Annotated in this window: 9 protein-coding genes; 3 read left to right on the top strand and 6 right to left on the bottom strand. The window is 56.8% G+C overall.

Annotated features, from left to right (window positions below):
* Positions 1–53 precede the first annotated feature (53 nt).
* The 6 genes from AC50YL_RS32820 to AC50YL_RS32795 all read right to left on the bottom strand — a co-directional run bounded on the left by AC50YL_RS32820 (position 54) and on the right by AC50YL_RS32795 (position 5717).
* Positions 54–1862, bottom strand: coding sequence for an ABC transporter ATP-binding protein (locus AC50YL_RS32820; protein ID WP_494837596.1), 1809 nt, complete (start codon positions 1860–1862; stop codon positions 54–56).
* Positions 1859–2332 carry a lasso peptide biosynthesis B2 protein gene (locus tag AC50YL_RS32815; RefSeq protein ID WP_494837595.1) on the bottom strand — a complete coding sequence of 158 codons (474 nt, stop codon included), beginning with the start codon at positions 2330–2332 and terminating at the stop codon, positions 1859–1861. Before AC50YL_RS32815 ends, AC50YL_RS32820 begins: the two co-directional genes overlap by 4 nt.
* Positions 2329–2628, bottom strand: a complete 300-nt coding sequence (locus tag AC50YL_RS32810; protein WP_494837594.1) for a lasso peptide biosynthesis PqqD family chaperone — start codon at positions 2626–2628, stop codon at positions 2329–2331. Before AC50YL_RS32810 ends, AC50YL_RS32815 begins: the two co-directional genes overlap by 4 nt.
* Positions 2615–3547: an aldolase gene (locus tag AC50YL_RS32805; protein WP_494837593.1), complete on the bottom strand. Its 933-nt coding sequence runs from the start codon at positions 3545–3547 to the stop codon at positions 2615–2617. The genes AC50YL_RS32810 and AC50YL_RS32805 overlap by 14 nt, the downstream gene beginning before the upstream one ends.
* A 72-nt stretch (positions 3548–3619) precedes the next feature.
* Positions 3620–3772 (bottom strand): paeninodin family lasso peptide, encoded by a 153-nt coding sequence (locus AC50YL_RS32800; RefSeq protein ID WP_494837592.1) that lies wholly within the window; start codon positions 3770–3772, stop codon positions 3620–3622.
* A 16-nt stretch (positions 3773–3788) separates the two neighbouring features.
* Positions 3789–5717: an asparagine synthase-related protein gene (locus tag AC50YL_RS32795; RefSeq protein ID WP_494837591.1), complete on the bottom strand. Its 1929-nt coding sequence runs from the start codon at positions 5715–5717 to the stop codon at positions 3789–3791.
* A 545-nt stretch (positions 5718–6262) separates the two neighbouring features.
* On the opposite strand from AC50YL_RS32795, the gene AC50YL_RS32790 reads away from it, so the two are divergent.
* The 3 genes from AC50YL_RS32790 (at position 6263) to AC50YL_RS32780 (ending at position 14335) form a co-directional block, all read left to right on the top strand.
* A complete protein-coding gene (locus AC50YL_RS32790) occupies positions 6263–11389 on the top strand; it encodes a M6 family metalloprotease domain-containing protein (protein WP_494837590.1) in 5127 nt (1708 codons plus the stop codon).
* Between the two features lie 101 nt (positions 11390–11490).
* Complete coding sequence (locus AC50YL_RS32785) at positions 11491–12009, top strand: hypothetical protein (RefSeq protein WP_494837589.1); 519 nt, start codon at positions 11491–11493, stop codon at positions 12007–12009.
* A 181-nt stretch (positions 12010–12190) separates the two neighbouring features.
* Complete coding sequence (locus tag AC50YL_RS32780; RefSeq protein ID WP_494837588.1) at positions 12191–14335, top strand: right-handed parallel beta-helix repeat-containing protein; 2145 nt, start codon at positions 12191–12193, stop codon at positions 14333–14335.
* The last annotated feature ends 60 nt before the right edge of the window (positions 14336–14395 follow it).

The following is a 14395-nucleotide window of genomic DNA, read 5'->3' as shown; positions in this document are numbered from 1 at the left end:
TTCGCTAATTATTTCAATCCAGGACCGATTGATCGAACAGCGCTTCCCGATAATCAGGAAGCGATGACTTCTTGGTTGCGAAGCAGTTGGTTGAACATTCCGTCGTTTGCGGCGGCCAGTTCGTTGTAAGTTCCCCGTTCCACCATCCTGCCGTTATCGATCACGATGATCTGGTCGGCATGCCGAATCGTAGACAAGCGATGCGCGACGACGATGATCGTCATGGTTCCTTTCAATCGCTCGATCGCTTCTTGAATCTTGCGCTCGTTCTCGGTGTCCAGCGAGCTGGTGGCTTCGTCCAGCACCAATATGGACGGCTTCCGGATAACGGCTCTTGCCAGTACGATTCGCTGACGCTCGCCCCCGGACAAACGCACCCCGCGGTCGCCGATCACGGTATCCAAGCCCAAAGGCAGCTTGCTCACGAATTCGGCCGACGACGCGAACTCCAGCGCTGCCCATAGCTCGCTTTCCGTCGCGTCGGGCTTGACCATGCACAAGTTGTCCCTGATGCTGGCGTTGTATAGGAATGGATCCTGCGCGACATACCCGATGGATCTTCGCAGCGCGAGCAGATTATCGGACGTCACGGCTTGACCGTCTACGAGCAGTCGGCCGGACTCGGGTTGAATAAGACCCATCAGCAGGTCGATGAGCGTGCTCTTGCCTGCGCCCGATAGGCCGGCGATGGCCGTCATCCGGTTTGCGGGAATGGTGAAATTGATCTTGTCCAGCGCGTAAGCATGTTCGGACGAATCATATCTGAACGAGACGTCGCGGCATTCCAATCCCTCGCGGATCGGCAATGGCCGGATGGAGCTGCCGTCTTGAAGGATGCCGGCAAGACTGCGTTCTTCGGCTTCCCGGCTGTCCTCGTGGAGCTGGCGCAGCGATTGGAAGGCGGGAATGGTGGAAGCGATATTTTCGAGATTGGATTGCAGGCTCGTGAATCTAGGCCAGAGCCGCGTGAAGATCAGGATAATCAGCAGCAGGCTTTGTCCTTCGGAATGAAAGAACTTGAAAGAAGCGAAGACGAACACGGCGACCAGCATGGCGGATGATAGTTTATATAGAAGCTGGGAGTTCATGCGGAGCCGGATATAGTCCAGCTGCTCCCGTTTCATGCCGGCGGTAAGCGCATGCAGCCACTCCATGCGGGATTGTTCCAAGTTATTGCTCTTGATATCCTTCATTCCGCTCAATTGGTCGCTGATGCCGGCCAGATAATCCTGCGCATAGCGGGAGGTTTGTCCGCCCAGCCGTTTGGCTTTGCGGATGAACCGATGCGAGAACAGCGCCAGGATGCCGCCGCCGAAGAGCACGAACAAGGTCATGAGCGGAGACAGCCAGAATGCCAGCACGATTTGAACGATCGTAAACAAGATCGAAGTAATAAACGTCAAGAAGAGATTGATGCCGTTGATCACGCGGGCGAATTCGATCGTGAGCAGATTCATGAGATCGGACGAGCGGCGGTTCAGGAAAAACGTCCATTTGGCTTTCAGCAGGGATTCGTAAAGATCGTGCCGCAGCCGGCGGCTGTATTCCTGTTGGATCTCGATGTTGCGGATGGTGATGACGCGCTGAATCAGGTTTTGCGCGACAACGATGACGACATAACCGGCAAGAATCAAGCCGATGGCGGCCGTTTGGTTCATCCGCTCGAAGAACGAGAACCAGTGGCTGTTCAAATTCAGGCCTTGCCCGATGGCCAAGATGCCGCTCAGGCTCAGCATCGGGACGAGCAGCAGGAGACCGACGCTCTCGAGCAAGCTGCTGACCACCATGCAGACGATATTGATATACAGCTTGGGGCCCGAGAAGACATGCAGTTGTTTGAAATAATAAAAGATCGGTTTCATTTCTTGCTCCTCTGATCGGCTTCGGCGGTCTGGGCGAACATGTCCACGACGGCGAATTTCTTCATTTCTTCCGCGCCGGTAATATACAACGGGCCGCTGCGCAACCAGGCATGGGCAATCATTTTGCCGTGCTTGTCCTTGCCCGTGCCGAGGTAAAGCGTGCTTGCGATGCCGCGTTTTTGCAGCATTTTCATGCCGGCGATCGCCCGTACGAAGCATTGGCTGTCCCAGAGCGTATAGCGGCTCACGATGTTGATCGCGCTGGACACCTGCTTGATGACCGGGGCTTCGCCTTCCCGGAGAGGGCGAAGCGTCTCGGTTGATCTCAAGCCCAGCGAAGGCGCGACCGTCGAAAATTTTCGGAAAAGCAGCAGCCTCGCCCACCCAAGGTAGAGCAGCGCTTCCGCGAAGTACAGCAGCGTCGTGCGGTTGAAGGTAAAGAGGAGGCGGACTTTTCGCAATCCGTTCATGGTGACGGCAGGATTTGGATGAGCGCCTCGCCATGCAATTGTTCAAGGAAGGACATGACCTGCGCTTCGCAGACCGAAGGCTCCACGCCGTATTCCGCGAGGAGCGCGTCGATGATTTCGGCAACGGTTACGGGCTGCTGCAGCATATCCCAGATCTGCCCGCCCATCTCGCCGAGATTGTAGTACTTGCCGTTATTCACGCTGAGCATGACTTTCTCTTCGCCCATATTGCTGACGATATTGCCTTCGCGGAAGGATACGACCGTTTGTCGCGTCAGTCGGTTAGCCGTAGGCATGGATGGAATCCCCCTTGTGAATGGTATCGATGATTGCGGAAGCTAGATCGGGCGCGCTGAAGCCGGAGGATCGACGGCTGAGCCGATAACAACCCACGGCGCCTAGCAGCTTGGCGAGCGTACCGAAATGCCATTCCATCATGCCGAGCTCTTTGACGAGGAATTGGCGGTACGTGTGCTTCAGAAGCATGTGAAACCGTTCCATGCCTTGGATCGGCTGGAAGGCAGGGTCGGTATCCGACTTCACGAGCTCGAACACGCCGGCAAGCGGCAGCGGTTCGGGCTGGAAATGAGCGCGTACGGGAATGACGAATTTGGTCTCCCGGTTGAAGATGGGCGCATAGCCCGAGGAAGCCATCCCGAGCTCGTTCAGGCTTTCCTGCCAGAGCTTCTGCTGCGGGTACGCGGGGTACGCAAGCGGCACCGTTCCGGCCGTGACGACCGGAATGACGTCGTCGCTGAGCAGCTTGCAGCTAAGTCCCGCCAGCGTGGAAGCCAACGTCGACTTGCCTGCTCCGGAGTGGCCGACGACGGCGTAGGCTTTTCCGTCGATGGCGACAGCGCTGCCATGGAGCGGCAGGATGCCGCGCTGAAGGAGCAGGATGCCGATGGCGGTTCCGAGCAGATACAAGCGCAGCCTGCTGTCCTCCGCGCCGGGGAAAGGCATGAGTTCTATGGTATCGCCGTTGGAAATCCGAAAGAGCCCGACATCGTCGGCTTTGAACATGAGCCGCTGCCGGCCGAGCACCCAGTACTCGTCCGGCTTGGCAAGGGCCGCCCAATCGGCCGACAAGTCGCCGAGCGCGACGCGAATGATGCCCAGCGCCGGTTGACCGTCCGCGGCGGACAATTCAGGAAGCGCAATGGCGCTTTCAATGGCGAATCCAAAGGCGTAATAAGTATAGGGTTCGTTAGTCAACGGGCTTCACTCCAAATCGCAAGGCAAAATAAAAAGGGTCCCTTATACACGGATGTATAAGGGAGTTGTGCTTTAGCTGTGGCCGGGAGGAGTAGTAGGCGTGTAGTGATCGATCTCGTCCGGATCATTTTGAACGGAGTCCGGGACGGCGATACCAGGGCCAGCCATTGTCATGTTGACGTCCAATACTTCCAAAACCGGTTGCTTCCATGTTTTGTTAGACATTTATTTTCACCTCCCTTCAATAAGCGGTTTTCATGAACCGGTAGAAGATCAATCCGCGCATCAGCAAACGGAAGTCGTGATCGAAGACGATCTGCGGCTTCGGGTCTCGCCGGATGGCGGAGAGCGATGCGCATAGCTGGGCCGTATTCAAGTACCGGGCGGCTTGGGGATCCTCGAGCATCGTTCGCAATTCGTCCGTAAAGCGCTCCCAGTGCGGCAGAAGCCGATGCACGTTGTCGGCGCCTTGGACGCCGCGCGATCTGCGGTTCATGCGGATCTTGAATGGCAGGTACCCATCCGTCGCCCGGCGGATCAAGGAGCGGTCCATGCCGTATTGCACGTATTGGTCGTCCGGTACGGACAGGCAGAACCGGATGACGCGCAGGTCGTTCGTCGGGTCGCGGTCCCAAATGCCGTATTCCAGGGAAAATTTCGTGCCGATCGTACCGTTGTTGTTCCAGAAGAACAGCTGCCGGAAGAAATCGTCGCGCACGTCGAAGGTATTGTTCAGGACCGACCCCCAGGACAGCAGTCCCTTTTCCTCGAGCATGTCCAGCACCTTGGTGCGGGCCGCGAATTCCGGATGGATAAGCATGGCCGCGTTGGCGGCGCGCGGCATCATCAGCTTGGCGATGGACGGGAATGCTTTTTTGCCGACGGTCCGGAGCACCTTGCCCCGAAAGGTCCCCTTCGAGTAATGCCAAAACTCGCGCGCAAACCGGATCAAGCGCAATTGACGGATCATGCGCGCTTGGAAATCCACTGCCGGTCCGAACGAGACGGACCAGTTGCCCCGCTGCCCGGTCAGCAGCACGCCGACGCCGAGATCGCGCGCCTGTTCGAAAATGCCGCGAAGCCAGTAGGAATTCTCGTAATATTTGTAAGGCACTTCGAGCGAGCGGAGCATGTCGTCCATTACGCTCAATGGATTGGAATCCGGGAAGTTATGATAGTGGTCCTTGATATTGCCGACGTGGTCGACGGTCGTCCGAATGTAGGGCCGTTCATCGGCGAAACGGCTGTTCCCCGTGAAATCCGTGAAGTCGTCCAGCGGATAAGAGCTGAACGTATGCAGCCGTTTATCCTGCAGGCGAAGCGACCGTGCGGCGAAACCGACGACCGTGCCCGAATCCAAACCGCCGCTGAGATGGGCGCCGACTTGCCGGTGCGTGCGCAAACGGGAGGACACGGACGCTTGGAAAACGTGCCGGAAGGCTTCTTCGTAGTCCCCGTCGGCGCGCAGGCGAAGCTTCTCGCCCGGTTCGAGGGTTAAGTAGCGGGCGAATGCGACCTGTCCGTCCGCGGCCCAGAAGGAATGGGCGGGAGCGAGCTGCTCCACCGACGCGTAAGGCGTTGCGAAAGAATCGACGGCGTCGGCCATGATCGGAAGCGCGAGATACTCGCTGATCCATTGTTCGTTCGGTTCGTTCGCTGCTCCGGTCAAGGACAAGAGCGGCCGGATTGTCGTGCAGAACGCGATCCGCTCGTTCGAGCGGTGGAAATAAAGCGTGCGGCTGCCGGAGAAATCTCTGGCTCCGAAGAGCGCCCGCTTATTGCCATCCCATAGGATGAAGGCGAAATCGCCGACAAGGTGCGCGGGGGAGGCCCGTCCCCATTTTTCATAGGCGAGCAGGATAAGCAAGCTGTCCGGTATATGGGAGCGATCGGCGCGATCGACTTGGAGACGGTCGCACAGCTCCTCCCGGTTATCGATAATCGCGTCAGCCGTGATGGCCAGTCGACGCTCCGGATCGTAGTAGGGCAGCCGTTCGTTGACCGATTGCGGCGTGATCCATTGGGCATGGCAGCCGAGAAACACGCCGCGCTCGGACCAGGTATGTATGCGATCCGCGGGAAATCTCCGGAGTTCGTCCATGATCGAGGGTCCGTTCGCGGGATCAAGAATCCCGTGCTTCAGCTGATAGATTCCGGCGATGGCACTCATCTTGTCCTCCTGTCGAGCCTCTCGATAGCGAAAAGGTCCTTTGTAAAAGATTCGTAATGCCGTTCTTCTTAAAGAACGAAGTGGCGGAATTCTAGGAAGAAACTCCTCTTTTTTTGTTCTTTATAAAGAACTTAAGCCTAGGTTAACATCCCTGTAAACCATTGTCAATGTTGAGTTTCCGGTTCCTGGCACCGCTATGCCGCGAACGAACGGATTTCTTGCCTCTTACTAGTCGCAAAGGACTAATTTTTTCGAAAGGTTCAGCCGATATTTACCTATAAACGGAAGTTATATATGAAATAAGGATAAGAGATTAAATCGATTTCTCCCATTTGAACGAAAACGAAGTTTAGCAATTAATAGAGGTTCTACTATCGTCGTATTAGGGGGAGTCAAGCATGAATCGTAGATCCGTACTATCGGGTGTGGCCAGGAAAGGTTTTTTAAAGCATGCGGCTTTATTTGCTTGTCTTGCCTCTGTCGTGTATCTCGGCTCGAATCGCGATGCGATTCCAGCTGCCTGGGCTGCGGGCGCGGACTTGAAAATGCCTGTGCAGCGCGTTGCCGGCGGCAATGCCGGCGACCCGACTGCCGCCGGCGCGCAGCGGTCGCCGATCGACGCGGCGGGGCAAGAGCAGCCGCTGTTCCAGCGATCTCCTCTATATGACGGCGGGGATTTGCGGACCAGCCTGGACATGTCGACGCCGGACCCCCTGCTCGTTCTCCTCGTGCAATTCAAAGACAAAACGCTCGCCTACGGCGAAACCTCCTGGCAATCCCGCATCTTCGGTTCCGCGGGCAAATCCTTGAACGATTTTTATAAAGAGAATTCAAATAACCGCTTCTATTTTGTGCCTGCCCGCGAATCGGCCAGTACGGCCAACGACGGGGTAATCACGGTCACCTTGGACAAAAACCACCCCAATACGGGCCAAATCATCACGCAGGCCAATGCCGATCTGGTAGCCGACGCGCTTAAGGCCGCGGATGCCAACGTGGACTTCAAATCTTACGATACGAACAACGACGGGATCATTCAGGCGGAAGAACTGCATATCATGACCATCGTTGCCGGTCACGAAGCTTCGTTTACGGGCTCGGTCGCGCCGTCCGTCTGGGGGCATAGAGGCGGTACGGACAAAGCGCACGCGCCGGTGGCCGACGGGGTACGCCTCATCGACACCTCGGTCGGCGGGAGCTACACGCAATTCGGGGAAATCCAGAATGCCAGCCAGGCCTCGATCGGCATCATGGCTCATGAGTTGGGGCATGATTTCGATCTGCCCGATCTATACGATACGAATACGTTTACGACCGATACGAAGGGCGTCGGCGGCTACAGCTTGATGGGCCTCGGCTCATGGGGGAAGGCGTCGAACGAGCAAGCGGGCGCGTCCCCGGTGGATTTGGACGCATGGTCCAAGTACTTTCTCGGATTTGCCACGCCGACGGTCATCCCCTACGGATCGAATGCCTTGATCACCGTCAATGCGTATGACAGCGCGGTGCCGGGCAGTTATACGCTCTACAAGGTCGAGACGGGCAAGCCCAATGAATATTTTCTTATCGAGAATCGGCAAAAGGGCGCAAACAGCGGTTCCGACAAGGGGCTAAGCCGATACGAAACGGCCGGAAGCGGAGGCATCGCGATCTGGCATGTGGATACGGCGATCATGAACAGCAAGTATGCGAATTTGAACGACGCGTTTCCGAAAGGGCTCGACCTCGAGCGCGTCAACCTTTCCGAAACGGCGCCTTTCTACACGAACGGCATGAGATTCGATAAGTCCTCGAGCCCCAGCAGCGCATACAACGATGGCTCCGCATCGGGAGTGTCGATATCCGTGCTCTCGGCCTCGGCGTACAGCATGAAAGTAAGAATCGGCTCGCCGCCGGCGATCGCGCTCGGCAGCGCATCGTTGCACGAAGCCTCGGCCAATGACGGCAGCATCGCGGATACGTTGGCGGTCAATGTGACGAACGGCGCTTTCAATGCCGGCATCGGCAAAGCGGACGTGGCGATTGCGGGACTGCCCGCGGGACTGGACTATACCGTAACGCGGACGAGCGCGACGCAATTGACGTTGGCTTTTAGCGGAAAAGCCGTGGCTAACAGCGTGGTCGACGACGTACGCGGGTTATCCGTGACCATCGCGGCGGCAAAGATTGACGGAGCCTCCGAGGACGCGGTCTCGAGCGGCTTCGCGATCGATTTTCAAGATCCGCCGCCGGCGGTGCCAGTGTTGACGCTGGACAGCGGAGTTGTTCATGAAGCGGCGGCCAATGATGGCAGCGTCGCAGAGACGTTGGCGGTGGATGTGACGGATGGAACGTTCAGCGCATCGATCACGAAGACCGACGTGACAATAGCAAACTTGCCTGTGGGACTGGACTATACCCTGACGCGGACAAGCGCGACGCGATTGACCCTCGCGTTCACGGGCAAGGCGAACAATCATGCGAATGCCGATGATGTAGGCGGCATGAAGGTGACAGTCGCGGCTGCCGGCATCAATGGTGCGAAGGCGGCGTTGACCTCGGACGGATTCGCGATTGATTTTCAGGATCCGCCGCCGGCCGTGCCCGTGCTGACGCTGGATAACGGAGTTGTTCATGAAGCTACGGCAAATGACGGTAGCATTGCAGAGACGTTGGCGGTGGATGTGACGGATGGAACATTCAGCGCATCGATCACGAAGGCCGACGTGTCGATCGCAGGCCTGCCTGCGGGGCTGGATTACAGTATAACGCGGACAAGCGCGACACAATTGATGCTCACATTCACGGGCAAGGCGACCAGCCATGCGAATGCCGATGACGTAAGCGGCTTGAAGGTAACTGTCGCGGCTGCCGGCATCAATGGTGCGACGGCGGCGTTGACCTCGGACGGATTTGCGATCGATTTTCAGGATCCGCCAACGGCCGTGCCAGTGTTGACGCTGGACAGCGGAGTTGTTCATGAAGCCGCGGCCAATGATGGCAGCGTCGCAGAGACGTTGGCGGTGGATGTGACGGATGGAACGTTTAGCGCATCGATCACGAAGGCCGACGTGACAATAGCAAACTTGCCTGTGGGACTGGACTATACCCTGACGCGGACAAGCGCGACGCGATTGACCCTCGCGTTCACGGGCAAGGCGAACAATCATGCGAATGCCGATGATGTAGGCGGCATGAAGGTGACAGTCGCGGCTGCCGGCATCAATGGTGCGAAGGCGGCGTTGACCTCGGACGGATTCGCGATTGATTTTCAGGATCCGCCGCCGGCCGTGCCCGTGCTGACGCTGGATAACGGAGTTGTTCATGAAGCTACGGCAAATGACGGTAGCATTGCAGAGACGTTGGCGGTGGATGTGACGGATGGAACATTCAGCGCATCGATCACGAAGGCCGACGTGTCGATCGCAGGCCTGCCTGCGGGGCTGGATTACAGTATAACGCGGACAAGCGCGACACAATTGATGCTCACATTCACGGGCAAGGCGACCAGCCATGCGAATGCCGATGACGTAAGCGGCTTGAAGGTGACGGTAGCGGCTGCGGGCATCAATGGTGCGACGGAGGCGTTGACCTCGGACGGATTTGCGATTGATTTTCAGGATCCGCGACCGGCCGTGCCGGTGCTCACGCTGAATAGCGAAGTTGTACATGAAGCGGCGGCCAATGACGGTAGCATCGCAGAGAGGTTGGAGGTGGATGTGAGGGATGGAACGTTCAGCGCATTGATCACGAAGGCCCACGTATCGATCACAGGTCTGCCTGCAGGGCTGGATTACACTATAACGCGGACAAGCGCGACGCGATTGACCATCACGTTCACGGGCAAGGCGACTAGCCATACAAATGCCGATGACGTAAGCGGCATGAAGGTGACGGTAGCGGCTGCCGGCATGGACGAAGCGACCCAAGTAGTGGCTGCAAGCGGCTTTGCCATCGATTTTGCCGACCCGGTAGTCGTAACGGATCCTCCGGATCCAACGCCAACCCCCGTCCTGACGCTGGTCAGCGAAATCATTCACGAAGCTGCGGCCAATGACGGCAGCATCTCCGAAATATTAGCGGTCAACGTGACGGACGGCGGATTCAGCACCACCATCGCAAAGGCAGATGTAGCAATAGCAAACCTCCCCAAGGGCTTGGATTACACGGTAACGCGGACAAGCGCGACGCGATTGACCCTCGCGTTCTCGGGCAAGGCGACCAGCCATGCGAATGCCGATGACATAAGCGGCTTGAAGGTAACGGTCGCGGCAGTCGGGATCGACGGAGCGGCGGGGGCATTGACGACGGATGAATTTGCGATCGATTTTCTCGATCCTGCCGCGGAAGCGCCTGACACGGATCCGGGCTTACCGACACTTCCGGTATCCCCGCCATCGGAACCGCAAGCTCCGCCTCAAGACGTGCCAGCGCCGGATACGGCCGCTGTGGAGGACGACGGTGAAACGGGCATCAGGATCGTCGGACTTCAGCCGACGGACGACGCCGGCGGCAAGTGGATCGTAAGCGAGAAGCTGCTGGACGAGGCAGCGAAGGCGTTGGATAGCAAAGGCAGCAAACTGAAAATCGAGCTTCCGGTAAGGATCGCCGCGAACGGCACCGTAACCGTCGATTTCCCGGCGAGCTCGCTTGCGCAGCTATTGAAGGCCGACCCGGATGCGGTCATTGCCGTCGCCTCGGACGACCTTGCGTTCGAGATGCCGGTAAAAGCTTTGAATTTCAACGCGCTTGTCAGCCAAATGGAAACCGGGATTGCCGACCTCCGGATCGAGCTTATCCTCTCGGCGGCAAGCAGCCAAAATGCAAGCAGGGCGGCTCGGGCAGCCGAAGCTTCGGGCATGCAGCAGATCGGAGAGCCCGTCGCGTTCCGGATTGTCGCGATGGGGGACGGCAACGCGATGGAACTGACCGATTTCGGACGCTATTACCTCATGCATACGATCGTCATCGATCGCCGGATCGACGACGGCATCGCGTCCGTCGTGAAAATAAATCCGATAACCGGCCAACAGACCTTTGTTCCGGCGACATTCGCGGCCGAAGGCGACAAAACGATCGCGACCGTTTATAACAACGGCAACGGCATGTACGCGGTCATCGAGGACTCGCGGACATTCGCCGACATTCAATGGCATTGGGCGCAACGCGATATCGAGCTGCTGGCATCGAAGCATTTGATCCGAGGCATGAACGACCGCAGCTTCGCGCCCGACAGCGAGATTACAAGAGCCGAATTTGCCTCGCTTCTGGCGCAGGCGCTCGGACTGGGCGGTTCGGACAACGCCGACGGCGCGTCGTTTACGGATGTTGCGGCAAGCGAATGGTATGCGGCCGATGTCGGCGCCGTTCGTCAAGCGGGACTCATTGCCGGATTCGAGGACGGTACCTTCAAGCCGGAACGGCGAATCACCAGGGGGCAAATGGCCGTCATGATCGCGCATGCGCTCGGTTACGTCGACCGGGATAATGCGGCTTCCGTGAGTCGGTCGATCACGTTCAAGGATGTCGGCTTGGCGGGGAGCGAGGTAGGAAAAGCTGTCTCGCAAGTGGCGGGAGCGAAGATCATGACGGGCGTTCGGGCCGGGGAATTTGATCCGAATGGCTTAGCTACGCGGGCCCAAGCCGCAGCGTCTATCGTTCGAATGCTCTACGCGGTAGGGTTTATGAATTAACCTATTCAGCAAAAATATGATAATATTTACAATTTTGAGATTCTGAGATACGATAGCTCATGCTGGTAGTTCTTTTATCCTAAAGAAAGGAGGGGTTTCATATGCCTAAGTACCTCAAAGTCATTACCCTGGCCATGCTTTTGACCGCCATACTAGCACCTGCCTCAGCGTATGCTTCGACTGGAAAAGAGACAGCCAAGTCTTCGTCATCCACGTCTTTATTTTCGTCATTAACGAACTTTGTCGGTTCGCTGTTCGGCTCGGATAAGGGCAACGACAAAGATAACAGCAAGAACAACGACAAGAACGACGATAAGAACAACGGCAAGAACGACGACAAGAACAATGGCAAGAATGACGACAAGAACAATGGCAAGAACGACGACAAGAACGATGGCAAGAACACGGGCAAGAATGACGACAAGAATAACGGCAAGAACGACGACAAGAACAATGACGGGAAACATGGCAGCAAAGATGACGACAAGGACTACCACGGTTGTTCCAGCAATGGTTGGCTGAGCTGGCTCGGAGGCCATAAGGATTGTTCCGGCGACGGTAAACCATGGGACGAGGACTGTGATTCCATCGATTTATGGAGAAGATTATTCTGCTATTAATTAATCGATGCTTGGAAGCCGCCGGCGATTGCTGACGGCTTTTTAGCATTCGTTCGCGGTGCTCGAAGAGCGGCTATTACGGAAACGTAGGATAGGGACGGTCTTTCCTATCTTTCCGTGAACCTTATAGAACGAGCATTAATATGATGCTAGAGAAATGACAAGAGGAGGAGGGAAACCATTGCTTAAAAAATTATCTTTATTCGCGGCAGGACTGGCTTTGCTATTGCTTTTGCAATCGACGGCTTCGGCGGCTCCCGCAAGCGCGGCGGCGGACGATCAGGCGCAGCAAAGCATTCGCTTCGACATCAATTTGGCCAAATGGAACATATATAAGGACGGGACGCATCCCGTGGAAACGACAAAAGGCATAAACAATGCGTTGAAGTGGGCCTCGGAAAACGACGTTACCGCCGTGTCGCTGCCATCGGGCACGTACCTGATCGATAAAAACAGCAGGATCAACATGGTGTCCAACATGAGGTTCGAACTGCCCCCGGATGCGGTATTGCAGAAGGAGGCAAACGGCAGCGAGAGCTACCAGGTCATGTACATCGGTTACGGGGTTCATGACGTGCAACTCGTGGGGGGCGTTTACCGCGGGGACAAGGACAAGCACGATTATTCGAAAAAGGCCAATGCCTACAGCGCGGGCACGCATGAAAGCGGACACGGAATCCTGATCGAAGGCGCCTCGTCGGTCACGGTGGACGGCGTAAAGTCGGAGATGTTCACGGGCGACGGCCTCGTAATCGGAGGCATCGGTCAAATGATCAAGGATTTGTACGAAAACGATTTCGTCACCGGTTCGATCGACGACCAGGGCAAGCTGATCGCCGACGCGTCGAAGATCCGCACGAAAACGGCGCTGAATTTCAGCAATCCGATATTCAAGACGGAGAACGCGATCGAAATCTCCAACTCCAAAAACTTGCCGGTCGGCTCGGCGTTGTATTTCTATTCGGCCAATGGCGGTTTTCTGAAAAAGGTGTGGGCCAATAAACGGGATCGCATCGAAATTCCCGCCGGCGCCGATCATTACTACATCGTGTTCAGCGTCGCCAAATCGGCCGCGGCCGGCGTTTACACGGAGATCTGGAATCGGGTCGTCACGAAGAACGCCGTCGTCCGGAATTCGGAATTCGATTTTAACCGGCGTCAGGGCATTACCGTGGGCGGAGCCAATCAAGTGTTGATTGCGGACAGCAAGTTCCATGACATGAAAGGGATCGCGCCGCAGTCGGGCATCGATGTCGAAGGCGGCTACGATTACAACGGGTTTCTGAATTCAAACGTTACCATACGGAATAATGAGTTCTACAATAACGCGGCATATGATCTCGTGCTGTTCGACGGCCGCAAGGCAGTGGTAGAGAACAATCGCTTCGGGTCGAAGGGGTTAATCGGCTTGGCCGTATCGGATCCGTTTTCGGATGCGCTCGTAACCGGCAATCATTTCGACGGGAGCCGGATCGTCGCGGAGAACGATGCGACATTCAAGGGCAACGCGATGAACGACTCGTACGCGTATTTCGCGGGACCGAATATTGCGGTGGACGGCATGACGTTCACGGACGCGATGCTGTCCGTCAGCGCCACGGTGGCGTTCGGGGTGGAGCTGTCGAATATCACGATCACGTCGACGGGGAAGATGGACAACGCGCTCTCGCTCTGGGGCAAGCCGATTCGGATCACGAATATGACGATCACGGGGAAAACGAGGCTCGGCGCCATATCGAGCGGCGCGGCGGAAGGCGGCATATTCAACAACGTGCAGATCTTGGGCTTCAATAGCGAAAGCGGACTTAGCCTTCCGCCGGGAACGTATACGGGATGCCGGTTCGAAGCCGCGGACGGCGGACGTTTCGGAGCGATCAATGCGACGCTGCCGGGCAAATACAGCTTTGACGGGTGTGCGTTCAAATCGAATGCGACGATGACGAATACGTTGTACGGAGATAATTCCAAGCTGGACCTGACGATCGTGAATTCGGCGTTCGAGCTGAAAGGAAACTCGCCGGCGATCAGCGTGCAATCCGCCGCTAACGTGCGCGTCGAGAACAACAACATAACGGCGAACAATCTCACGTCCGTCTCGACGGAGCTGATTCGGCTCGGCGATTACTGGACGCGGAATGATCGGTTCGATATCGGAAGCGCCCAGATCCGGGGGAATGCCATCGTCGCCAACGTGGCCGCGATCGGAATTTCCACGCAGTATGCAGGCACGGGGGCGCCGGCGTATACCGTGGAGAACAACACGCTGACCAAAGCGAAACTCGCGCTCAAAGCCAGCGATAACGCGACGAACAATAGGTTGCAATAATGCAAAAAACCAGTACCCGCCGGTACTGGTTTTTTAATGCGATGCTGCTATTCGCGCTTC

Source organism: Paenibacillus sp. J22P277 (assembly GCF_059383675.1).
Note: the sequence above shows the minus strand (reverse complement) of the source record. Positions and strands in the feature narration are given on the sequence as shown.